Raw genomic sequence first — 22207 nt, 5'->3', positions numbered from 1 at the left:
CCCGCGTGCACTGGGGCAAAAGCTCTGCGGGATTTGGGATGGTGCGTTGGCTGCACGACCCGGGGGACGGCCCGAGACGAACGGGGTGATGCGGTACTGCGGAGTGGGGGGAGCGGGGTGTTACGTGGGGGAGATACTCCGGGCGGTGCGGGCGGTGGAAGTGTGACGTTCCCGGGAGGCACGCACCGCCCGGAGGGCTTAGAGGGTGCCGGTGAGGTGCTCGGGGCGTACCGGCGTCTTGTTGAGCTCCAGACCCGTCGCGTTCCGGATCGCCGCGAGGACGGCCGGGGTGGACGACAGGGTCGGGGCCTCTCCTATGCCGCGCAGCCCGTAGGGCGCGTGGTCATCGGCGAGCTCGAGCACATCGACCGGGATGGTCGGGGTGTCGAGGATCGTGGGGATCAGGTAGTCCGTGAAGGACGGGTTCCTGACCTTGGCGGTCTTCGGGTCGACGATGATCTCCTCCATGACCGCCACGCCCAGGCCCTGGGTGGTACCACCCTGGATCTGGCCGACGACGGACAGCGGGTTGAGCGCCTTGCCGACGTCCTGGGCGCAGGCCAGCTCGATGACCTTGACCAGGCCGAGCTCGGTGTCCACCTCGACGACCGCGCGGTGCGCGGCGAACGAGTACTGGACGTGGCCGTTGCCCTGGCCGGTGCGCAGGTCGAAGGCCTCGGTGGGGCGGTGGCGCCACTCGGCCTCGATCTCGACGACCTCGTCCTCCAGGACGTCCACCAGGTCGGCGAGGACCTCGCCGCCGTCGGTGACGACCTTGCCGCCTTCGAGCACCAGCTCGGCGGTGGCCCAGGCGGGGTGGTACGTGCCGAGCTTGCGGCGGCCGATCTCCAGGACCTTCTCGCGGACGAGCTCACAGGAGTTCTTGACCGCGCCGCCGGTGACGTACGTCTGCCGGGAGGCGGAGGTGGAGCCGGCCGAGCCGACCTGCGTGTCGGCCGGGTTGATCGTCACCTGGGTGACGCCCAGCTCGGTGCGGGCGATCTGCGCGTGGACGGTGATACCGCCCTGGCCGACCTCCGCCATCGCGGTGTGGACGGTCGCGACCGCCTCACCGTTGATGACCTCCATGCGCACCTTGGCGGTGGAGTAGTCGTCGAAGCCCTCGGAGAAGCCGACGTTCTTGATGCCGACCGCGTAGCCGACACCGCGGACGACGCCCTCGCCGTGCGTGGTGTTGGACAGGCCGCCCGGCAGCGCGCGGACGTCGGCGCCCTCGGTGGACTCCCACTGGCGCTCCGGCGGCAGCGGGCGGGCCTTGACGCGGCGCAGCAGCTCGGCGACCGGGGCGGGCGAGTCGACCGGCTGGCCGGTCGGCATCAGGGTGCCCTGCTCCATGGCGTTGAGCCGGCGGAACTCCACCGGGTCCATGCCCAGCTTCTTCGCGAGCTTGTCCATCTGGGCCTCGTACGCGAAGCACGCCTGGACCGCGCCGAAGCCGCGCATGGCGCCGCAGGGAGGGTTGTTGGTGTAGAGCGCGACGGCCTCGATGTCGACGTCGTCGATGACGTACGGGCCGGCGGCGAGCGAGGAGGCGTTGCCGACGACGGCCGGGGAGGCCGAGGCGTAGGCGCCGCCGTCCAGCACGATCCGGCACTTCATGTGCGTGATCTTGCCGTCCTTGGTGGCGCCGTGCTCGTACCAGAGCTTCGCCGGGTGACGGTGGACGTGGCCGAAGAAGGACTCGAACCGGTTGTAGACGATCTTGACCGGCTTACCGGTGCGGAGCGCCAGCAGGCAGGCGTGGACCTGCATCGACAGGTCCTCGCGGCCGCCGAAGGCACCGCCGACGCCGGAGAGCGTCATCCGCACCTTCTCCTCGGGCAGGCCGAGGACCGGGGCGATCTGGCGGAGGTCCGAGTGCAGCCACTGGGTGGCGACGTACAGGTCGACGCCGCCGTCCTCGGCCGGTACGGCCAGGCCGGACTCGGGGCCGAGGAAGGCCTGGTCCTGCATCCCGAAGACGTACTCGCCGGAGACGATGACGTCCGCCTTCTTGGCGGCCTCGTCCGCGTTGCCGCGAATGATCGGCTGGCGGTGCACGATGTTCGGGTGCGGTACGTGACCGGCGTGGTGGTCGTCCCGGCCCGGGTGCAGCAGCGGCGCGTCGGGGGCGGTCGCGGAGGCCTCGTCGGTGACGACGGGCAGCTCCTTGTACTCGACCTTGATCTTGGCGGCCGCGCGGCGGGCGGTCTCCGGGTGGTCGGCGGCGACCAGCGCGACCGGCTCACCGTGGTGGCGTACCCGGCCGTGGGCGAGGACCGGGGTGTCCTGGATCTCCAGGCCGTAGTTCTTCACCTCGGTGGGCAGGTCCTCGTAGGTGAGGACGGCGTAGACGCCGGCCTGGGCGAGGGCCTCGGAGGTGTCGATGGAGACGATCTCGGCGTGGGCGACCGGGGAGCGCAGGATCTGGCCCCACAGCATGTCCTCGTGCCACATGTCCGAGGAGTAGGCGAACTCGCCGGTGACCTTGAGGGTGCCGTCGGGGCGCAGCGTGGACTCGCCGATGCCGCCCTTGGTCTGTGAACCCTGGGTGACCTTGGTGGGAGTGCCGGCCGGGGCGGCGACTCGGGTGTTCTGCGACATGGTCAGACCGCCTCTCCCTGACGTTCCTGACGGGCGGCCGCGAGGCGGACGGCGTCCAGGATCTTCTCGTAGCCGGTGCACCGGCAGAGGTTGCCGGAGAGCGCCTCGCGGATGTCCTCGTCGGACGGGGAGGGGTTGCGCTCCAGCATCTCGTCGGCCGCCACCAGCAGGCCCGGGGTGCAGAAACCGCACTGCACGGCGCCCGCGTCGATGAAGGCCTGCTGGATCGGGGAGAGCTCGGTGCCCTCGCCGGTCTGGGAGTCGGCGCCTTTGGCGGACCAGCCCTGGGCCTCCTGGAGGGCGGTGCCCTGCCTGCCGTCGCCGGAGGAGCCGCACGCGCCGGTGCCACACGCGCCGCTGTGCTCGGCACGCTGCCTGGCGTAGTCGGCGAGGCCCTCGACGGTGACGACCTCGCGGCCCTCGACCTGGCCGGCGGCCACGAGGCAGGAACAGACCGGGACGCCGTCCAGGCGGACCGTACAGGAGCCGCACTCGCCCTGCTCGCAGGCGTTCTTCGAGCCGGGCAGCCCCAGGCGCTCACGCAGGACGTAGAGGAGGGATTCGCCCTCCCAGACGTCGTCGGCTTCCTGTGGGCGGCCGTTGACCGTGAAACTCACGCGCATGGTTATGCAGCTCCTTCAAGGGTGCGGCCGGTGCCGCGGTACTGCTCCCAGGTCCAGCCGAGCGTGCGCCGGGCCATGATGCCGACCGCGTGGCGCCGGTACTTGGCCGTGCCCCGCACGTCGTCGATCGGGTTGCAGGCCCCGGAGGCGAGCTCCGCGAACTGCTTGGCGATCGAGGGAGTGATGATCTTGCCGCTCTCCCAGAACCCGCCCTCTTCGAGCGCGGCGTTCAGGAAGTCCTCGGCCGCCTTCGCCCGTACGGGCGTGGGGGCCGCCGAGCCGATACCGGTCCGCACGGTACGGGTCTCCGGGTGCAGCGCCAGTCCGAACGCGCACACCGCGATCACCATCGCGTTGCGGGTACCCACCTTGGAGTACTGCTGCGGTCCGTCCGCCTTCTTGATGTGGACCGTCTTGATGAGCTCGTCCGGGGCGAGCGCGTTGCGCTTGACGCCCGTGTAGAACTCGTCGATCGGGATGAAGCGCGAGCCGCGCACGGACTCCACCTCGACCTCGGCACCGGCCGCCAGCAGGGCGGGGTGCGCGTCACCGGCCGGGGACGCCGTACCCAGGTTGCCACCGACACCGCCGCGGTTGCGGATCTGCGGCGAGGCCACGGTGTGCGAGGCGAGGGCCAGACCGGGCAGCTCGGCCCGCAGGTGCTCCATGATCTGCGTGTACGGGACGGAGGCGCCCAGCCGGACGTTCTCCTCGCCGGTCTCCCACTCACCGAGCAGCTCGATGCGGTTCAGGTCGAGCAGGTACTCGGGCCGCCGGTGGTCGAAGTTGATCTCGACCATGACATCCGTGCCACCGGCGATGGGCACAGCCGTGGGGTGCTCGGCCTTGGCGGCGAGCGCCTCCTCCCAGCTGGCGGGGCGAAGGAAGTCCATGAGTGGCTCTCTTCCACGTGTTCCGGTGATCGGTGGTCCGGCGGTGCGTGATCGGGGTGATCGACTGGGTCCGGGGGGCGTGTGATCGAGTGGTTCGCTGGGGCTCGGGGGACGGCGGGCCCACGTGTTCGTCTTCATGTTCATGTGCTGTTAACGCGTTGTGGCCCCAGTACACCCAGCGGTGCTCCGCCCGGTGCAGTCACCGAAACCATGAAGGAGTTGGCTGGTCGCCCTCTCCGTCTTGTAGATTCGAACGAAAGGCGAGGAGCAGTAACCTCTCCGTTTCCCCCCGGAAACGGTGGCCACGGCTCACCGGCAACAACCAGACACCCACGAGACAGATCGGCGGCGATCACATGCGGCTGCGCGCACTGCTGGAAACCGATGCGCTGGGGCTGCGGCTGCTCGGCGGCGAGGACGAGCTGGACCGCACGGTCCGCGGCGTGATGACGACGGACCTGCGTGACCCCAGCAGGTACCTCTCCGGCGGAGAGCTGGTGCTCACCGGCCTCGCCTGGCGGCGGGACGCGGCGGACTCCGAGCCCTTCGTCCGGATCCTGGCCGGCGCCGGGGTGGCGGGCCTGGCGGCCGGCGAGGCCGAACTGGGGGCGATCCCCGACGATCTGGTGCAGGCGTGTTTGCGCCACCGGCTCCCGCTGTTCGCAGTAAACGAATCCGTTGCATTCGCAACGATCACTGAGCATGTTGTTCGACAGGTGTCGGGCGAACGGGCCGGTGATCTCGCGGCTGTCGTCGATCGCCACAGAAGGCTGATGACGTCCGGCCCGGCGGGTGGCGGACCGGAGGTCGTTCTGGACCTGCTCGGCTCCGACCTGGACCTTCGCGCCTGGGTGTTGTCGCCGACCGGACGTCAGATCGCGGGCGCCGGCGCGCCGTTGCCCGCCGAGCTGGGCGCCGCCCTCGCCGCGGAGCACCTGGCCGCCACGCGCACCGGGCGGCGCGGACCGCACCGGGCGGTCGCGCGTGGAACGACGTACTCGCTCTTCCCGATCCGGAACTCCGGGCGCGGTGCCGCCCCCGCCTCGCGGGACGTGCGCGAGAGCGTGCTGTCCGACTGGCTGCTGGCCGTCGAGGCGGACGCCGGCGACTGGCCTGCCGCCCGGCTGGACCTGCTCCAGGGCGTCACCCAGCTGATCGCCGTCGAGCGGGACCGGCGGGACGCGGCGCGTACGGTACGGCGCCGGCTGGCCCAGGAGGTCCTGGAGCTGGTGCAGACGGGCGCCGCCCCGGCCGAGATCGCCGCACGCCTGCGGGTGGCCGCGCCGGTGCTCCTGCCGGGGCTCGGGACCGCGCCGCACTGGCAGGTCGTGGTGGCCCGGGTCGAGTGGGGCGAGGGCGGTACGGGCGCGCCGGGCATCGAGGCCGGTCCGGTCGCCCAGTCGCTGCTGGAGGAGATCCTGGTCGACCCGGCGACGTCCGGTCCCGACTCGGCCGACCGCATCGCGGTGGCCCACACCGGCGACGAGGCCATCGCCCTGGTGCCGCTGCCGGCCGTGCCGGATTCTCCGGTGACGGAGGCGGAGACGGAGGCGACGGTGGCGGCTGGGCCGGGGGCCGAGCCGGAGTCGGAGGACGACGAGAAGGGCCCGGTCATCGACGGCGGCGCCGGGCTGCACGCGGACGCCCTGCTCGCCGCCGTACGCGGCCCGCTGTCGGCGGGCCTGGACGGTGACGGTCGCCTCACCCTGGGCGTGAGCGCCGCCGTTCACTCGGCCGAGGGACTGCGCGGCGCCCTGGAGGAGGCCCGGCACGCCCGGCGCGTGGCGGCGGCGCGGCCGGGGCGGGTGTGCGCGGCGGGGCACCACGAGCTGGCGTCGCACGTGCTGCTGCTGCCGTTCGTGCCGGACGACGTACGGCGGGCGTTCACGGCCCGGCTGCTGGACCCGCTGCGCGACTACGACCGGCGCCACCGCGCGGAGCTGATCCCGACACTGGAGGCCTTCCTGGACTCCGACGGCTCCTGGACCCGCTGCGCCAGCCGGCTGCACCTGCACGTGAACACCCTCCGCTACCGGGTGGGCCGGATCGAGCAGCTGACGGGGCGTGACCTGTCGCGGCTGGAGGACAAGCTGGACTTCTTCCTGGCGCTGCGCATGTCCTGACGTAACGTCATCACACCAACAGAGAGCGACACACATCGTAATGTCCGGACAAACGGACACCCCGGCGGACACCCCGGCGGACACCCCGGCGGACGCCCCGGCGGACCTCCAGGCGGACCCCCTCCGCGGCGACTGCGCGAACTGCTTCGGGCTGTGCTGCGTCGCGCTGCCCTTCGCCGCCTCCGCGGACTTCGCCGTCGGCAAGCCCGCCGGCACGCCCTGCACGAACCTGGCCGCCGACTTCCGGTGCGGCATCCACGACCGGCTGCGCGACCGGGGCTTCTCCGGCTGCACGGTGTACGACTGCTTCGGCGCCGGCCAGAAGGTCTCCCAGGTCACCTTCGCCGGCCGCGACTGGCGGCAGGACCCGGACACGGCACGGCGCATGTTCGCCGCCTTCCCCGTCGTACGGCATCTGCACGAACTGCTCGCGTACCTCACCGAGGCACTGGCGCTGGAGCCCGCCCGCTCCCTCCACCGCGAGCTGCGGCCCGTCCTCGACGAGACCGAGCGGCTCACACTCCTCTCCCCGGGAGAGCTCACCGCCCTGGACCTGGACGGGCACCGCCGCATCGTCGGAGACCTGCTGCTGCGGGCCGGCGAACTCGCCCGGTCGGGCATCCCCGGCGCCCTCGGCAAGAAGAAGAACCGCCGCGGCGCCGACCTCATGGGCGCCCGCCTCAAGGGCGCCGACCTGCACGGCGCCAACCTGCGCGGCGCCTACCTCATCGCCGCCGACCTCACCGGCGCCGACCTGCGCCGTGCCGACCTCCTCGGCGCCGACCTCCGCGACACCCGCCTGGCGGGCGCGGACCTCACCGGCGCGCTCTTCCTCACCCAGCCCCAGCTGAACGCCGCGAAGGGCGACGCGCTCACCACGCTGCCCCCGGCCCTGGAGCGCCCGGCGCACTGGGGCCACTGAAGGCCCGGCCGAGACCTTCCTCGAACAGGCCCACCGGACAGTCCACCGGGCAGGTCCACCAGACCGGCATCACGATTCACGGTTTCCTGAATTCAGGATTCTGTGTATCGTCCACGTCGTGTTGAATCTCGCCCAGGACATCGAGGTGCTGGCCCGGTTCGGCCGCGCTCTCGCCGACCCGATCCGCTGCCGGCTGCTGCTCGCCCTGCGCGCGGCTCCCGCCTACCCGTCCGACATGGCCGACGCCCTCGGGATCTCCCGTACGCGCCTGTCGAACCATCTGGCCTGCCTGCGCGACTGCGGGCTGGTCGTGGCCGTGCCCGAGGGCCGCCGCACCCGGTACGAGCTCGCCGACCCCCGGCTGGCCCACGCGCTGGACGACCTGCGTGCGGCCGTCGTGGCGGTCGCCGAGGGCGGCACGTGCCCGGACGCCGAGTCGAGCGGCTGCTGCTGATGGCCACCGACGCATCACCCGTACCGGCCCCGGCACGCCGCGAGGCCCTGGCCCGTCGCATACGCCTGCTGGTCGCCGCCACCATCGCCTACAACGCGGCCGAGGCGACCGTCGCCCTCACCGCGGGATCCCTCGCGTCGTCCTCCGCCCTCGTGGGCTTCGGCCTGGACTCGATCGTCGAGGTCTCCTCGGCCGCCGCGGTGGCCTGGCAGTTCTCGGCCCGTGAGCCCGCCGTGCGCGACGCCCGGGAGAGGAGGGCGCTGCGGATCATCGCCGTGTCGTTCTTCGCGCTCGCCGCCTTCGTGACCGTGGACGCGGTCCGCGCACTCACGGGCAGCGGGGAGGCGGAGTCGTCCGCTCCCGGCATCGTGCTGGCGGCCCTGTCGCTGGCGGTCATGCCGTTCCTGTCCGCCGCGCAGCGGCACGCCGGCCGGGAACTGGGATCGGCCTCGGCGGTCGCCGACTCCCGGCAGACCCTGCTGTGCACGTACCTGTCCGCGGTGCTGCTGGTGGGCCTGGTCGCCAACGCCACGCTCGGCTGGTCGTGGGCGGATCCCCTGGCCGCGCTGGTCATAGCGGCGGTCGCGGTCAAGGAAGGCCGGCGGGCATGGCGCGGCGACGGCTGCTGCGCCCCGGCCGGGCTGACCGCGACCGCGGCGGCGACCGGGTCGGCGGCGACCGGGTCGGCGGCCGAGGACGCCTGTGGCTGCGCCCCGGAGTTCGCCTGCTGCGACTGACCCGCGTTCACTCCTTCGACGGAACCCCGGTGGCGGCGGGAGGCCGCGCCGAGGCGGAACGCCGGGCCCTGATTGTGAATCAATTCACCTGACCCCCTTGGCCGGGCGTGCCGTTCCGTGCTGAGATTCTCCGGACTCAACAGCTCAATGGCGTGCTCGGGGAGGGCAATGTGGCGCATACCGCCATGTCTGGTTCCGGAACGACCGCAAGCGACGATCCCCTCCAGACCGCGGTATGGCGGCTGCGCTCGCGCGGCTGTTGGACCGACGCGGCCGCCCTCCTCGCGCCCGGCGCGCACGACCCCGCCGTCGCCCTCCAGCGCGCGTCGCTGCTGATCGAGCGGTGCCTGTACACCGAACAGGGCTGGGCCGAGGCGGAGGACGCCCTGCGCGTGGCGGAGGCGCTCGCCCACGACGACGAGGAGCGCGGCGCGGCCGCCTGCGAACGCGGATACCTCGCCTACGCGTCGACCCTGCTGGGCGTACGGGACCGGGCCGACGAGGCGCGGGCCGCGCTCGGCCGGGCGGCCGCCCTCATCGCCCCTTCCGCGCCCGGCCGCCCGCTGCTGGACTTCCGGCGCGGCCTGATCGCCCAGAACCTCGCCGACTCCCCGCAGGCCGCGCGCGCCGCGTACCACCGCGCCCACGCGGGCGCCACAGCCCAGGGCGACGCCCTGCTGCTCTCCTCCACCTGGCGGCACCTGGCCGGACTGGCGCTGCGCGACGGGGAGTTGGCGGAGGCGCGGCACGGCTTCGCCGAGTCGCTGCGGCTGCGCGAGGAGCTCGGCTACCTGGTCGGTACGGCCCCGGCGCTGGCGGCCCTGGCGGACACCGAACCGGAGCCGGAGGCGGCGCGGCTGCGCGCGGAGGCGCGGCGGCTGTTCCAGCTGCTCGGCGGCGTACCGACGTGGCTGGCGGCGCGGCTGGCACCGCCGGCGGCGGCCTGAGGGCGCGCCGGAAGGCGTCGCGGGCAGGCGCTGCGGGCAGACGCTGCCGATAGGCGCTGCCGGAAGGCGCTGCCGGAAGGCGTTGTCAGAGGGCTCTGTCATGATCAGGTGCCATGAGTGACACCGCCTTTGACCAGGCACACGCGGCGGTAGCGGCCCTCCGCGCCCGGGGACTCGACATCCTCGACGGCATCCCCGACACCGACCTCGACCGGTGGCCGGTTTCCGTGCCCGAGGAGGTCCGCGTCGTGCTGCGCGAGATAGGCGGCGTGCGGGAGGGCGATGTCCGGTACGAGTTCGGGCCGGGGAGCTTCGCGGGCGAGCGGTGGTGGCTCGGAGACTTCCCCGACGACGGGACGTCCCTGATCGTCGGCGTGGGCGGCGCGAACTGGGGCCCCGTGCTGCGGTCCGAAGGGTGGGGCGAGGACACGGAGTTCGTGGTCGAGGCCCCGTCGTTCACGGCCTGGCTGCTGGCGCTGGGGACCGAGCGGTCCGCCCCGAAGGCGTCCGTCGCGGCCATGCCGTCGATCGAGGCCGCCGAGGGCCCGGACACGCAGCTCGCGGCCCTGGTCGCCGGGGGTGACTCACTGACCGACGTGGTCGACCTGTGGGCGCTGCCGGACTATCCGTGCCGGGTGGTGTGGGAGCCGTACCACTCCCTGGACTACGAGACCGCCGACACCGGTGGCAGCGATACGGAGTGGGAGCTGGTCGGCGGTGGCCGGGCACTGCTGCTGCGCAGCCTCCCCAGCGGGGACTTCCTGGACCGCCCGGTGCGGCGCCACCGCGTGCCGGTGGACGCGGCGCGGCTCGCCGTCGCCGAACTGCGGGCCCTGGCCGACGCGCACCCGGCCCACGTGACGCTCGAGGCGGGCTGCGACGACGCGGAGATGGACACCGGGCGGTGCCTGTACCGGACGACATCCGCACCGTCCTGCGCGAGGTCGGCGGCGTGCGGACAGCCGGCCTGCCCCCGCTGCGGCTGCTGCCGGGCGCGCCGGAACACACCGTCGCCCCCGAGGTGCACCGCATGATGGGCGGCGACGGCACCTACTGGCCGGTCGCCCGCGTGGAACGCCCCTCCAGTACGGCGCTCGCGCAGATCCGTATCGACCCGGACACCGGCGAGTGGGGGTACGCCGTCTCCATCCCCACCGACCACCAGCTCGCCAGTGACCCGGAACTGTCCCTGCTCGCCGAGTCGTTGCCCCACCTGTTGCTGACGGTCGCCCGCATCGCCCGCGACGCGGCGGCCTCACCGGACTTCGCCCGCCACGTCCGGTCCGCCACCGACTGGTTCATGCCCAACACCGGTGAGCCCTGGACGCGTCCCGCCCCGGCCGCCGAATGGGCGGGCTCCCCCGACCTCCTGCGCGCCGCCCTGGCCGGCCTGCCGCCCGGTACGCACGTCGCCGACCTGCGGGACTCCCCCATTCCGACCGACCTGTGCTTCTACCGCTCCGACGCCTGGCCCTACGGCCCCGACTCCCTGGACCGGCTCCATTTCGTGGCGGGCGGACGGCTGGTGGCGGCGATCCCGAAGATACCCGGGTAGTCATCCCTCCGGCACGGTCAGTTCGGCCCATACGGTCTTGCCGACCGGCACCCGGTCCACCACCCCCCACGCGTCGGCGAGCGCCGCCACGAGGACGAGTCCTCGCCCGCCGTCCCCGTCGGGCTCCGGCATGGCCAGCATGGGCCGGCGCTCGCCCCGGGTGTCACCGACCTCGATCCGCAGCGATACGGAGTCCTCCTGAGCAGCAGCCGCAGCTCGAAGTCCCGCCCCGGCACCCGCCCGTGCGTCACGGCGTTCGCCGCGAGCTCCCCGACCACGAGCGCGGCCGCCTCGGCACAGGCGCTCCCGTACGGGACGCCCCACGCGTCCAGCCGCTGCGCGGCCAGGTGCCGCGCGAGGCGCGCACCGAGGCGGGTGGAACTGAACCGTTGGCTGAACATACGTACGGTCACCGGGAATTGGTCTGTCGCATTGCCCGTCATGCCCCCACGGTGGCGCCCCGGCGGGCCCGTTGACCAGCGGACCGGCTCGTACGCTGCGGCAGCGTACGAGCACACGCTGTGGACAGTAGGCGTTACGGTCCGTGACGATACGTCACGGAGGTGGTCGTCCATGACTGCGAACAACGCGGAACCCGAATCGTCCGACAGTCTCCGGGCCTTCGGCGAAGTGCTCAAGGCCTTCCGCCGACGAGCGGGCCTGACCCAGGAGGAATTCGCCCCGAAAGTCCAGTACTCCGTGAGCTTCGTGGCCTCGGTCGAGCAGGGCCGCCGCATGCCGCCGCAGGACTTCGTCGACCGGGCGGAGGAGGAACTCGACGCGTTCGGCGCGCTGCGGGGCGCGGCGCGGCACCTGTCGCGGCAGCCGGGGCTGGCGTCCTGGTTCCGCCAGTGGGCGAAGCTGGAGGAGACGGCGCTGAGCCTGGACACGTACGAGTGCCGCGTCGTACCGGGCCTGCTCCAGACGGAGGCGTACGCGCGGGCGGTGACGCTGAGCGTCCCGCCGCTGCCGTCACCGGAGCAGGTGGAGGAGCGGGTGTCCGCACGCATGGCGCGACAGAAGCTCCTGACGCGCGAGCAGCCGATCGCGTTCAGCTTCATCGTGGAGCAGGCGGTACTCGAACGGGGTACGGGTGGCCCGCAGATCACGCGTGAGCTGCTGGACCACCTGATCGCGAAAGGGGAGCTGTACAACGTCGAGTTGCAGATCATGCCGCTCCACGTCCTGGAACACGCTGGAGTGGACGGACCGATGCGATTGCTGGAGACACCGACGCACGAGTGGCTCGGCTACTCCGAGGGCCAGAAAACTGGCCACCTCCTCTCGGACCGGAAGGACATAAGCGTCCTCCAGCAGCGCTATGCGAAACTGCGTTCACAGGCTCTCACCCCTGCGGATTCCTTGAGCCTGCTGAAGCGGATGCGAGGAGCGCTATGAACGGCAGCACAGCCGAACTGGCCTGGTTCAAGAGCAGCTACAGCGGCTCCGAAGGTGACAGTTGCGTCGAAGTCGCCCTCTCCTGGCGCAAGTCGAGCTACAGCGGCTCCGAGGGCGACGACTGCGTCGAGGTCGCCGCCTGCCCCACCACCGTCCACGTACGCGACTCCAAGGACACCGCCGGCCCCCAGCTCGCGCTGTCCCCCGCCGCCTGGGCGGCCTTCCTGCCCTACGTCCGGTAGGAAAGGCAGAGCAGCGCGTCGTCCAGCCCGACCACCAGGGAGCCGTCGGCCGTCACGGCCACCGCGCGGATGCGGGGGCCGGGGCGGAAGGAGGCGACCCGGCCCGTGTCCAGGTGGTGGAGCTGGGCCAGGCCGTCCGCCCAGGCGACCGCGAGGAGCCGGTCGGTGGCGTGCAGGGCGCCGACGGGACACGGGCGCCGGGTCACCACCGGGCGGCCGGGGCTCCAGGCGCGTACCGTGCCGTCCGTTCCGCCGCTGTACGCCGTGGAGGTCGTCGCCGTCAGGGCGGTGACCCGGCCGGTGTGCAGCGCCGCCTGTTCGAGGCCCTCCAGGCTGAAGGCGTGGACCGTGCCCATCCGGTCGCCGGTCAGTACCGTGTCGCCCATCGCCGCGAGGGCGGTGGCGGGGTGGCTCGCGAGGGTCGCCGCCACGGCGTCCGTCAGCCGGGTGGCCGGGCCGCCCCGGGGATGCAGGCGGCCCCGTTCGTCGAGGACCAGGTGCGTGCTGTCCGCGCGGCACGCGACTGCCAGAACGCGGTCCTCCCGTACCACCAGCCGCCCGTCGGGCGCGGTCGTCAGCGCGGTGCACGGCCTGCGGGACGACCAGGCGAGGCGCCAGGGCGCCCCGGCGGCCGGCTCCGTGAGCGCCGGGCCCAGTCGGGGGTCCGCCGCGTCGTCCAGGGCGGACAGCAGGACGAGGGCGCGGCCGGCCCGGGGCTGGTCGCGCACCAGCGACTGGCCTGCTCGCAGCCAGGCGGTGCGCAGGCCGCCGTGGGGGTCGGCGTCGGCCTCGTACGCCTCGGTGACGCGGAAGGGGTCGGCGGCGCAGACGGCGGCCGGGTCGTCGAGGTCGACGGGCGCGCCGGGCGGGAGCACGCGCGGCTCTTCGAGCACGACGTCGAGGTGGCCGAGGGCGCGCAGGCTCGCGACGAGCTCGTGGTCGGGCGGCAGCGGCACCCGGACCGTCCTGGGCGGGCCGGCCAGCAGTGCCGAGAGCAGTTCGGCGGGCGTCCCGGCGACGACGCCGAGCCGGTTCGCGATCTGCCAGACGGCGCCGCGCACGCTCACTTCCCGCTGGTGAAGTGCTCGCGCACCAGCGACTGGACGACCGGCAGGTCCTGGGCGATCAGCGCCTCCAGCAGCGCCGCGTGCTCGGCGGCGTCGGCGACGAGGTCGGCGCGCCGGATCGCCGGGCCGGCGACCAGGGGCCACTGGGAGCGGCGGTGCAGGTCCTCGGCGACGGCGACGAGCTGTGCGTTGCCGGCCAGGGAGAGGACGGCGCGGTGGAAGGCACGGTCGGACTCGGCGTAGTGGGCGCGGTCGCCACGGGCCGCGGCGGCGGAGGTGGCCTCGGCGAGGGGCCACAGGTCGCGCCAGCGGTCGGCCGGGACGGTGCGGGCCAGGCGGAGCATGACGGGGACCTCGATCAGGGCGCGGATCTCGGCGAGCTCGGCCAGTTCGCGCGGGGTGCGTTCGGTGACGCGGAAGCCGCGGTTCGGTACGACCTCGACGGCGCCCTCGATCGCGAGCTGCTGCATGGCCTCGCGGACGGGGGTGGCGGAGACGCCGAAGCGGGCGCCCAGGGCGGGGGCGGAGTAGACCTCGCCGGGGACCAGTTCGCCGCCGACCAGGGCGGTGCGCAGGGCGTCGAGTATCTGGCCGCGTACGGAGTGGCGCTGCACGAGGCGGGGGGCGGGGGGCTCGCTGTGGGTGTGTTCGCCCCGGGACTGCTCGGGTATCCGGGCGGCGGCGTGCGGCTCCGGTGCCGTCACACCGGCCACCGGCTGCGACGACGCGGGGTCGCGCGTTCTGCCCTGCTCCACTCGGGTCCTCCTGGCCATTCGTCCGAGGGCCCGGCTCGCGAGGGAAGGGGCCCCTGTGCACGATAGGCGCACAGGGTTGCCGTTCACACATCGATCAAATCGGGTAAGGTAAGGCTTACCTGCTAACGATCGCGATTCGGTGGTCCCTGCATGTCCGCTCCCACTCTCCTCCCCGCCCTCCCCTCCGCCGCCCTCACCTCGCCCGTCGCCGACGCCTACGCCCGGCTGACCGAGGTCTTCCCAGGACTGCGCGTGCGGCAGCTGGCGGACGGCGAACGGGCGCCCCGGGGCTCCGGCTGGGTGGGCGCGGACGAGCTGGCGGCGGGCGGCGGCGCCCTGGACGCGTTCCTCGCCTGGGACAACGCGCAGGTGCTGCGGGACTACGGGCAGCAGGCCCGCCCCGATGTCGTCGCCAGTTTCGGCCTGCACCGGTACGCCTGGCCCGCCTGCCTGCTGATCACGGTGCCGTGGTTCCTGCACCGCCGAGTGCCGCGCCTGCCCGTCGGGGAGGTGGCGTTCCAGCGGGCGCTGGGCCGGATGACGGTACGGGTGGGGGAATTCGCCTGCCTGCCCGGTGACCCCGCCGCCACGCTGCCCGGCGCGCGGATCGTCCCCGACGAGGAGGCGCTGCGCGGCGAGGTCCGGGCGGCCGTCGCCGAGCACCTGGGGCCGGTGCTGGACGGCTTCGGGCCCCGGATGCGGCGCGGCAAGCGGGCCCTGTGGGGCATGGCGACCGACGAGATCGTCGAGGGCCTGTGGTACGTCGGGCACCTGCTGGGCGAGGAGTCCCGGGCCATGGCGGAGCTGTCGCTGCTGCTGCCGGGGTCGGGCACGGCGAAGCCGTACGTCGGTACGGCCGGCTTCCGTGAGCTGTCCGGCCCGGACGGCACCCCGCTGCCGACCCGCGACCGGGCGAGCTGCTGCCTCTTCTACACCCTGCGCCCCGAGGACACCTGTGTCACCTGTCCGCGTACGTGCGACGCCGACCGTGTCGCCAGGTTGAGCGTATCCGCGTGACCTCCCCCTGACATCCATGCCACCCGCCCGGGTGGCGTAAATCGAACGCAACTCCCTTCTCGCATACGACCGTTCGAGCAGATGGCACCTATTCGTATGCCGTGCGGCCTCAATGGCGTTCTCTTGCCACGAAACCCCGTGGGGCTCCGCGGCCGTCGGCCACTATGGCGCCGAAACGCCCTACAGCGAGCGATGCAAGGGACACCGCATGAGACTGACCGACATATCGCTGGACTGGCTGCTTCCGGGCGGCGTGATGCTGGTGGGAGTCCTGGCGGCGGTGGCGGTGCTCACACGCGGCAAGCGCGCCGGCGAGAAGGCCGCGGCCGAGGACTCCTGGGAACGCAGCGAGGAACGCCGCCGCCGCAAGGAAGCGGTCTACGGCACCGCCTCCTACCTCCTCCTCTTCTGCTGCGCGGCGGTCGCCGCCGCGCTCTCCTTCCACGGTCTGGTCGGCTTCGGCCGGCAGAACCTGAACCTGTCCGGGGGCTGGGAGTACCTGGTCCCCTTCGGCCTCGACGGCGCCGCCATGTTCTGCTCGGTCCTCGCGGTGCGCGAGGCCAGCCACGGCGACGCGGCGCTCGGCTCGCGCCTGCTGGTGTGGACGTTCGCGGGCGCGGCCGCCTGGTTCAACTGGGTCCACGCGCCGCGCGGCATCGGCCACGCGGGCGCCCCGCACTTCTTCGCGGGCATGTCGCTGTCGGCGGCCGTGCTGTTCGACCGGGCGCTGAAGCAGACCCGCCGGTCCGCGCTGCGCGAGCAGGGCCTGGTGCCCCGGCCACTGCCGCAGATCCGGATCGTACGGTGGCTGAGGGCGCCCCGCGAGACGTTCGGCGCCTGGTCGCTGATGCTCCTGGAGGGCGTACGCACCCTGGACGAGGCGGTCGACGAGGTGCGCGAGGACCGGCGGCAGAAGGAGCAGGCCCGGCAGCGGCAGCGCGAGCACCAGAAGATGGAGCGGGCCCGCCTGAAGGCGTTCAACCGCCAGCACCGGGCCTGGGGGCTCGGGCGCGGCGGCGGACGCCAGGTCGACGTCCGGACGATGAGCGCCACGCAGGTCGACGTCCAGGCCATGAACTCCGGCAACCCCGGGAACTCCGTGGGGGGCTCCGCCCCGGCCGCCGTCGGGGCGTCCGTCGCGGAGCCCGCCATATCCGACCGAGGACACCTGCCGCCCCTGTCCCGGCCCTCCCTCCAGGCCGTGAAGGGCACTGATCCGCCCCGCACCGTCGACCTCACGGCCGAGGACGACACGCAGACGCTGCCCCGGCTCGACTCGCTGGAGCGCAAACTCAAGGACCTGGAGCAGCAGTTCGGCTGACCTTCCCGTGGGGGCCCGCCGGCCGGGCGGGCCCCTCCCCTACGCCCGGGCGGGCGCGGTGGGAGCCCCGGACAGCTCGAACCAGACGACCTTCCCCACGCCGTGCGTGAGCACGCCCCACGCGTCGGCCAGGGCCTGCACCAGGACGAGGCCTCTGCCGTGCGTACCGTCGTCGCAGGCGGGGGAGTACGGGGTCGGCAGGGCGGTGTCGAAGTCCCGTACCTCCACCCGTAACGTCGCCGGGGTCGTGGTGGCCGTGACCACCGCGCCGCGCTCGGTGTGTATCAGCGCGTTGGTGACCAGCTCGCTGGCGAGCAGCTCCGCGACGTCCGCCGTACCCGGCTCGCCCCAGTGCCGCAGCAGCTCACGCAGGGCCCGCCGCACCTCCGGCACCGCCGCCAGGTCGGCGCACCCCACGTGCCGGCGCCACTGCGTGATCTTCCCGTGCCGTTCAATACCGGGAACCCGCCCGTCCGTTACGGGTCCAGCCCCTCCCTGACGTCCCATCGTCTCCCCCACACGCACGTCGTCGGCCCTTCCCCTCGAACAGGTTCACGGGATGCATGCCCCCGCCTACGTGCCGTTACGCCTGGGAATCACCGGTCCGGGGGGCGCCCGGGGGGCGCATCGGGGTAAGTCTCCGGCAGGCCGCGCGGAGCGGACACCGCGCGGCGACCGAGCGGAGGAGGAGCCGCGATGCATGACGACCGCCACCTGGTGGAAGGGCGCCTCGAACGCGCCGTGCGCCAGTTCGTGCGCCCCGCGCAGTACGCGGCCCGGGTCCCGCTCACGCTGACCGCCTGGCACGCCCCGGGAGAGCCTCGGCCCGTCTCCGAGGCGCTGGAGGCCGCGTACGAGCCGTTCGCGCCCGGCACCGCGTGGGGTCCGCCCTGGTCCACCACCTGGTTCCGGCTGCGCGGCACCGTGCCGGACGGCTGGGCCGGGCGCCGGGTGGAGGCGGTGATCGACCCGGGCTTCACGGGCGACGGGCCGGGGTTCCAGGCGGAGGGGCTGGTGTACGACGCCGGGGGCGTCCCGCTCAAGGGCGTGCACCCGCGCAACCGCCACATCCCGGTGGCGGCGCCCGCGCGCGGGGGCGAGCCGGTGGACCTGCTGCTGGAGGCGGCGGCGAACCCCGCCGTCCTGCGCGACTTCCGGCCGACCCGCCTCGGGGACGTCCTGACCGCCGGGGACCGGCCGCTGTACCGGTTCGCCTCCGCCGACCTGGCCGTACTGGACGAGGAGGTATGGCACCTGCTCCTGGACATCGAGGTGCTGGACGAGCTGATGCGTGAGCTGCCGGCCGACCGGTCGCGGCGGCACGAGATCCTCCGCGCCCTGGAGGACATGCTCGACGTGCTCGACCTGCACGACGTGTCCGGTACGGCGACGGCCGCCCGGGCCCGGCTGGCGGACGCGCTGGCACGGCCCGCACCGGCGAGCGCGCACCGGATCTCGGCGACGGGGCACGCGCACATCGACTCGGCGTGGCTGTGGCCGCTGCGCGAGACGGTACGCAAGGCGTCGCGGACGTTCGCCAATGTCACGGCCCTCGCGGAGGAGTACCCGGAGCTGGTGTTCGCGTGCTCGCAGGCGCAGCAGTACGCGTGGGTGCGGGACCACCAGCCACATATCTGGCAGCGCATCAAAAAGGCGGTCCAGCACGGCACATGGGTGCCGGTCGGCTCCATGTGGGTGGAGTCGGACGCCAATATGCCGGGCGGTGAGGCGCTGGCGCGGCAGTTGGTGCACGGCAAGCGGTTCTTCGCCGAGGAGCTGGAGGTGGAGACGGAGGAAATCTGGCTGCCGGACTCCTTCGGCTACACGGCGGCGTTCCCGCAACTGGCGAAACTGGCGGGCGTGCGGTGGTTCCTCACGCAGAAGCTGTCGTGGAACCAGTCGAACCGGATGCCGCACCACACGTTCTGGTGGGAGGGCATCGACGGCACCCGCGTCTTCACGCACTTCCCGCCCGTCGACACGTACAACTCGCGTATCCATGGCCGGGAACTGGCCCGTGCGGAGCGGAACTTCACCGACAAGGGCCGCGCCACCCGCTCCCTCGTGCCGTTCGGGTGGGGCGACGGTGGCGGGGGACCCACCCGCGAGATGCTGGAGAAGGCGCGCCGGGTGCGGGACCTGGAGGGCTCGCCCCGGGTGACGGTCGAGAAGCCGGCGGCGTTCTTCGCGGCGGCGGAGGAGGAGTACGGGGAGCAGGCCCCGGTGTGGTCGGGCGAGCTGTACCTGGAGCTGCACCGCGCCACGTACACCACCCAGGCGAAGACCAAGCAGGGCAACCGGCGCAGCGAGCACCTGCTGCGCGAGGCGGAGTTGTGGGCGACGGCGGCGGCGCTGCGCTCGCCCGCGTACCGCTATCCGTACGACGACCTGGACCGGATCTGGAAGACGGTGCTGCTGCACCAGTTCCACGACATCCTGCCGGGCTCGTCGATCGCGTGGGTGCACCGGGAGGCGCGGGACACCTACGCGCGCGTGCGGGAGGAACTCCACGAGCTGATCGCGGACGCGGTGGCGGCACTGGACGGTTCCGCGCCCGCGGTGCTCAACGCCTCGCCGTACGCACGCGAGGAGGTCGTCGAGACGGACGGCGGCCTTGCGGCGGTGCGGGTGCCGCCACTGGGTGCCGTGCCACTCGAAGCGGCCACGACCGAGGTACGGGAGGTCACCGTCCGTCGCGCGGACGGGGGCATCGTCCTGGACAACGGGCTGTTGCGCGTCGTGGTCGACGCGGCGGACGGGACACTGACCTCCGTACGGGACCTGGGAGCGGAGCGCGAGGTGCTGGCGCCGGGCGGCCGGGGCAACCTGCTCCAGCTCCACCCCGACCACCCCAACCAGTGGGACGCGTGGGACATCGACCGGCACTACCGGCGTACGCACACGGACCTCACGGCCGCCGCGTCGGTCGAACCGGTCGCGGACGGGCCGCTGCGGGCGGCGGTCCGGGTCGTACGGACCTTCAACGCATCCCGCATCACCCAGGAGATCGGGCTGGCTGCCGGAAGCCGGCGCGTGGACATCACCACCGACGTCGACTGGCAGGAGTCCGAGAAGGTCCTCAAGGCCGCCTTCCCGCTGGACGTCCACGCGGAACGGTCGGCGGCCGAGATCCAGTTCGGGCACGTCCACCGGCCGACCCACACCAACACCGGCTGGGACGCGGCCCGGTTCGAGATCTGCGCGCACCGCTGGTTGCGGGTGGCCGAGCCGGGGTACGGGGTGGCCGTCCTCAACGACTCGACGTACGGACACGACGTCACCCGCACCCCGCACCCCGACGGCCTGGGCACCACCGTACGGCTGACGCTGCTGCGCGCCCCGCACAGCCCGGACCCCGAGACCGACCTGGGCCGGCACCGCTTCCGGTACGCGCTGCTGCCCGGCTGCTCCACCGCCGACGCCGTACGCGAGGGTCTCGCGCTGAACCTGCCGCTGCGGATCGTGCCCGCCCCGGAGCTGGCGCCGCTGGTCGACACGGGCGACCCGGCGGTCACCGTCGAGTCGGTCAAGCTCGCCGAGGACCGCGGCGGGGACGTGATCGTACGGCTCTACGAGTCGTGCGGGACGCGCACGCGGGCGACGCTCCGGACCGGGTTCCCGGTCGCCCGCGCGTTCGTCACCGACCTGCTGGAGCGGCCGCTGCACGAGGCACCGAAGGACCTCGTACTGGACCTGCGGCCGTTCCAGATCCTCACCCTGCGCCTGGTCAGGGCCTAGGGATGTTCCGCAGGTTGGAGCGGGCCATCTGGAGCATCCGATGTGGGAGGCGAGGGCGAGGACGGGGGCCATCGGGCGGTGGGCGTCGTAGAGGCCGTTGATGAGGTGGAGGTTGCCGGGGCCGCAGGATCCGGCGCAGGCCGCGAGCCTGCCGGTGAATGAGCCTCGGCACCGGCGGCGAACGCGGCGGTCTCCTCGTGCCGGACCTGGTTCCACTCCACTCCGGGAGTACGGCGTGGTGTCGACGACGGGGTTCAGGCTGTCGCCGACGACCCCGTACAGCCGCTGCACACCGGCGCGGGCCCCAGGATGTGGACGAACTGTTCTGCCACATTCTGTTTGGCCATGCGTCCACCCACGCACGACGGACGCCGTTACGCCTCCCAGACCCCCACACTCGTACGGTCATCGGCGTACCCCTTCACCCGCAGCCCGCTGTCCGCCAGGAACTGCGCGAGGCCCGGCGGCTCACCCGTTCCCCAGCGCTCGGCCAGTTCCTTCGCGAGGGCGGGCTCGCCGCGCAGCGGCTCGGCGAGCCCGGGCCCGGCGAGCAGCAGCGTGTCACCGGGCCGGGCGACGGAGGCCCGGAAGCGGAACGGTTCGGCGGGCGGCGGGACGGGCGGCTCGACGTACGGGGACGGGGGCGTCGTGATGCCCAGGTCCATGGTCAGCCGGTCGCCCTCCTCGGTCTCGGCCGGCGGCGAGCCATAGCCGATCACCGGGTCGCCGGTGAGGGCGGACGGCTCCGCAACGGACGGTTCGATGTCCTGCCATACCCCGTCCCGGAGGCGGAACAGCCCGCCGTCGCCGACACCGAAGAACACCCGGGTACGGCAGCCGGGGTCGGTCGTCAGCAGCAGACAACGCAGCCCGGCGGTGTACTCCCCGGGCGCCACGCCCAGGTCGGCGGCGCGGGCGCGCAGCTTGCCGTAGGAGCGGTCGGTGAGCCGGTGCAGGCCGGACTTGAGGTCGCCGCGGCGGCCGGCGCGGATGTCCTCGGCGAGCCGCGCGTGGCTGCGCCCGACGGCTTCGCCGATCCAGCGGCACGCGTCGGCGGCGGCGAGGTGGGCGCCCTCGGTGCCGCGGGCCCCGGTGGCGACGGCGACCAGGACGAGCGCGGCCTCGCCGGTGCCGAAGCGGGCGGTGAGCAGCGCGTCGCGGCGCGGCTCGCCCCGGTAGCGCGCGGAGTCGCCGCGCACGGACGCGGCGCGCAGCGTGTACGTCCCGTACCGGGCGCCGTCCAGGACGGTGTCGGCGACGAGCTCGGCCAGGCCGTGCGCCCGCGCCTCCGGCAGCGCGGTGGGCTCGGGCTCGTACGTGGGCGGCCCGTCACCGACGTACTCGACACGGGGACGCGGCAGGCGGAACGTACGCGGCCCCTCCGTCGGGTCCTTGGGCTCCCAAGGGGCGCGGCTCCGGCCGGGCGGACCGGCGGCGACGGTGCCGGACGCCGAGTCGAAGCGGTCGTCGAGGGTGTCGCCCGACGCGGACGGGGCCGTGTCCGGTGCGGTGTCGTCGTACAGCCTGTCCCACCAGTCGTCCTCGCCGGTGGTGGGCGTATCCCCCTGTGGGCTCATGCCCTTAATTGTCGACCGCGCGGGCCGTACGAAAACGGGCATGTGGAAAAGTGGTCCGCCGGGCGGCCCCACCCCCCACGGGAAGGACGCCCGGCGGACCGGCGTGGTCGACGCACGTCGTACGCGCGGACCACGGTCTGGGGGTCTTCATCCCGCCCGCCGGTAGGTCGTACCGGGGGAAGAGGATGGGCAGGTTTCGAGAGTAATCGCTTTCGTCGAATCGTGAACGGAATG

Annotated in this window: 19 protein-coding genes and 2 pseudogenes; 12 read left to right on the top strand and 9 right to left on the bottom strand. The window is 73.2% G+C overall.

Annotated elements, in window-relative coordinates; translation table 11 throughout:
* Window positions 1–198: 198 nt before the first annotated feature.
* The 3 genes from pucD to BKD26_RS19190 are packed head-to-tail and all read right to left on the bottom strand — an operon-like array spanning window position 199 to window position 4120.
* Window positions 199–2604: a xanthine dehydrogenase subunit D gene (gene pucD, locus BKD26_RS19200; RefSeq protein WP_084899541.1), complete on the bottom strand. Its 2406-nt coding sequence runs from the start codon at window positions 2602–2604 to the stop codon at window positions 199–201.
* A 2-nt stretch (window positions 2605–2606) separates the two neighbouring features.
* Entirely contained in the window at window positions 2607–3227 is a 621-nt protein-coding gene (locus tag BKD26_RS19195; RefSeq protein ID WP_073755095.1) for a (2Fe-2S)-binding protein, read from the bottom strand.
* A 2-nt stretch (window positions 3228–3229) separates the two neighbouring features.
* Entirely contained in the window at window positions 3230–4120 is an 891-nt protein-coding gene (locus tag BKD26_RS19190; protein ID WP_084899537.1) for a xanthine dehydrogenase family protein subunit M, read from the bottom strand.
* A gap of 356 nt (window positions 4121–4476) precedes the next feature.
* Between BKD26_RS19190 and BKD26_RS19180 the strand changes: the two genes are divergently transcribed.
* The 7 genes from BKD26_RS19180 (at window position 4477) to BKD26_RS40310 (ending at window position 10858) form a co-directional block, all read left to right on the top strand.
* On the top strand, window positions 4477–6243 hold the full coding sequence (locus tag BKD26_RS19180) for a PucR family transcriptional regulator ligand-binding domain-containing protein (RefSeq protein ID WP_084899534.1): 1767 nt from the start codon (window positions 4477–4479) through the stop codon (window positions 6241–6243).
* Between the two features lie 40 nt (window positions 6244–6283).
* Window positions 6284–7165: a pentapeptide repeat-containing protein gene (locus BKD26_RS19175; protein ID WP_084899532.1), complete on the top strand. Its 882-nt coding sequence runs from the start codon at window positions 6284–6286 to the stop codon at window positions 7163–7165.
* A gap of 118 nt (window positions 7166–7283) precedes the next feature.
* Complete coding sequence (locus BKD26_RS19170) at window positions 7284–7619, top strand: metalloregulator ArsR/SmtB family transcription factor (RefSeq protein ID WP_084899529.1); 336 nt, start codon at window positions 7284–7286, stop codon at window positions 7617–7619.
* On the top strand, window positions 7619–8356 hold the full coding sequence (locus tag BKD26_RS19165) for a cation transporter (protein WP_084900413.1): 738 nt from the start codon (window positions 7619–7621) through the stop codon (window positions 8354–8356). Before BKD26_RS19170 ends, BKD26_RS19165 begins: the two co-directional genes overlap by 1 nt.
* Window positions 8357–8541: 185 nt before the next feature.
* Window positions 8542–9303, top strand: coding sequence for a hypothetical protein (locus BKD26_RS19160; RefSeq protein ID WP_179166600.1), 762 nt, complete (start codon window positions 8542–8544; stop codon window positions 9301–9303).
* A gap of 113 nt (window positions 9304–9416) precedes the next feature.
* A complete protein-coding gene (locus BKD26_RS19155; protein WP_084899524.1) occupies window positions 9417–10337 on the top strand; it encodes a hypothetical protein in 921 nt (306 codons plus the stop codon).
* A complete protein-coding gene (locus BKD26_RS40310) occupies window positions 10256–10858 on the top strand; it encodes a hypothetical protein (protein WP_084899522.1) in 603 nt (200 codons plus the stop codon). The genes BKD26_RS19155 and BKD26_RS40310 overlap by 82 nt, the downstream gene beginning before the upstream one ends.
* Here the strand turns inward: BKD26_RS40310 and BKD26_RS19145 are convergent.
* Window positions 10859–11301, bottom strand: a pseudogene (locus BKD26_RS19145) (ATP-binding protein). It abuts the gene before it with no gap.
* Window positions 11302–11431: 130 nt separating this feature from the next.
* Here BKD26_RS19145 and BKD26_RS19140 point away from each other — a divergent pair.
* Together BKD26_RS19140 and BKD26_RS19135 are read left to right on the top strand one after the other, a co-directional pair.
* Window positions 11432–12256 carry a helix-turn-helix transcriptional regulator gene (locus BKD26_RS19140; RefSeq protein ID WP_084899519.1) on the top strand — a complete coding sequence of 275 codons (825 nt, stop codon included), beginning with the start codon at window positions 11432–11434 and terminating at the stop codon, window positions 12254–12256.
* The gene (locus BKD26_RS19135; RefSeq protein ID WP_084899517.1) at window positions 12253–12498 is read left to right on the top strand and encodes a DUF397 domain-containing protein; all 246 of its coding nucleotides are present in this window, start codon (window positions 12253–12255) and stop codon (window positions 12496–12498) included. Before BKD26_RS19140 ends, BKD26_RS19135 begins: the two co-directional genes overlap by 4 nt.
* Here the strand turns inward: BKD26_RS19135 and BKD26_RS19130 are convergent.
* Together BKD26_RS19130 and BKD26_RS19125 are read right to left on the bottom strand one after the other, a co-directional pair.
* Window positions 12486–13559 carry a hypothetical protein gene (locus tag BKD26_RS19130; RefSeq protein WP_084899514.1) on the bottom strand — a complete coding sequence of 358 codons (1074 nt, stop codon included), beginning with the start codon at window positions 13557–13559 and terminating at the stop codon, window positions 12486–12488. The genes BKD26_RS19135 and BKD26_RS19130 overlap by 13 nt on opposite strands.
* A 2-nt stretch (window positions 13560–13561) precedes the next feature.
* Window positions 13562–14278, bottom strand: a complete 717-nt coding sequence (locus tag BKD26_RS19125) for a GntR family transcriptional regulator (protein WP_241518757.1) — start codon at window positions 14276–14278, stop codon at window positions 13562–13564.
* A gap of 192 nt (window positions 14279–14470) precedes the next feature.
* Here BKD26_RS19125 and BKD26_RS19120 point away from each other — a divergent pair, with 192 nt between their 5' ends.
* Together BKD26_RS19120 and BKD26_RS19115 are read left to right on the top strand one after the other, a co-directional pair.
* Window positions 14471–15337 (top strand): (2Fe-2S)-binding protein, encoded by an 867-nt coding sequence (locus BKD26_RS19120; RefSeq protein WP_084899509.1) that lies wholly within the window; start codon window positions 14471–14473, stop codon window positions 15335–15337.
* Window positions 15338–15545: 208 nt separating this feature from the next.
* On the top strand, window positions 15546–16658 hold the full coding sequence (locus BKD26_RS19115) for a DUF2637 domain-containing protein (protein ID WP_084899508.1): 1113 nt from the start codon (window positions 15546–15548) through the stop codon (window positions 16656–16658).
* Between the two features lie 39 nt (window positions 16659–16697).
* On the opposite strand, the gene BKD26_RS19110 is transcribed toward BKD26_RS19115, so the two are convergent.
* Entirely contained in the window at window positions 16698–17165 is a 468-nt protein-coding gene (locus BKD26_RS19110; protein ID WP_084900411.1) for an ATP-binding protein, read from the bottom strand.
* A gap of 189 nt (window positions 17166–17354) precedes the next feature.
* Between BKD26_RS19110 and BKD26_RS39180 the strand changes: the two genes are divergently transcribed.
* Window positions 17355–20396 carry a glycoside hydrolase family 38 C-terminal domain-containing protein gene (locus tag BKD26_RS39180; RefSeq protein ID WP_107417910.1) on the top strand — a complete coding sequence of 1014 codons (3042 nt, stop codon included), beginning with the start codon at window positions 17355–17357 and terminating at the stop codon, window positions 20394–20396.
* A gap of 39 nt (window positions 20397–20435) precedes the next feature.
* Here BKD26_RS39180 and BKD26_RS39175 read toward each other — a convergent pair.
* Window positions 20436–20743, bottom strand: a pseudogene (locus tag BKD26_RS39175) (thiamine pyrophosphate-binding protein); the annotation flags it as partial.
* 27 nt (window positions 20744–20770) lie between these two features.
* Complete coding sequence (locus BKD26_RS19100) at window positions 20771–21973, bottom strand: protein phosphatase 2C domain-containing protein (RefSeq protein WP_084899505.1); 1203 nt, start codon at window positions 21971–21973, stop codon at window positions 20771–20773.
* Window positions 21974–22207: the final 234 nt, after the last annotated feature.

The sequence above is a fragment of the Streptomyces sp. CB03238 genome, assembly GCF_002099185.1.
Classification (GTDB): Bacteria; Actinomycetota; Actinomycetes; order Streptomycetales; family Streptomycetaceae; genus Streptomyces.
Note: the sequence above shows the minus strand (reverse complement) of the source record. Positions and strands in the feature narration are given on the sequence as shown.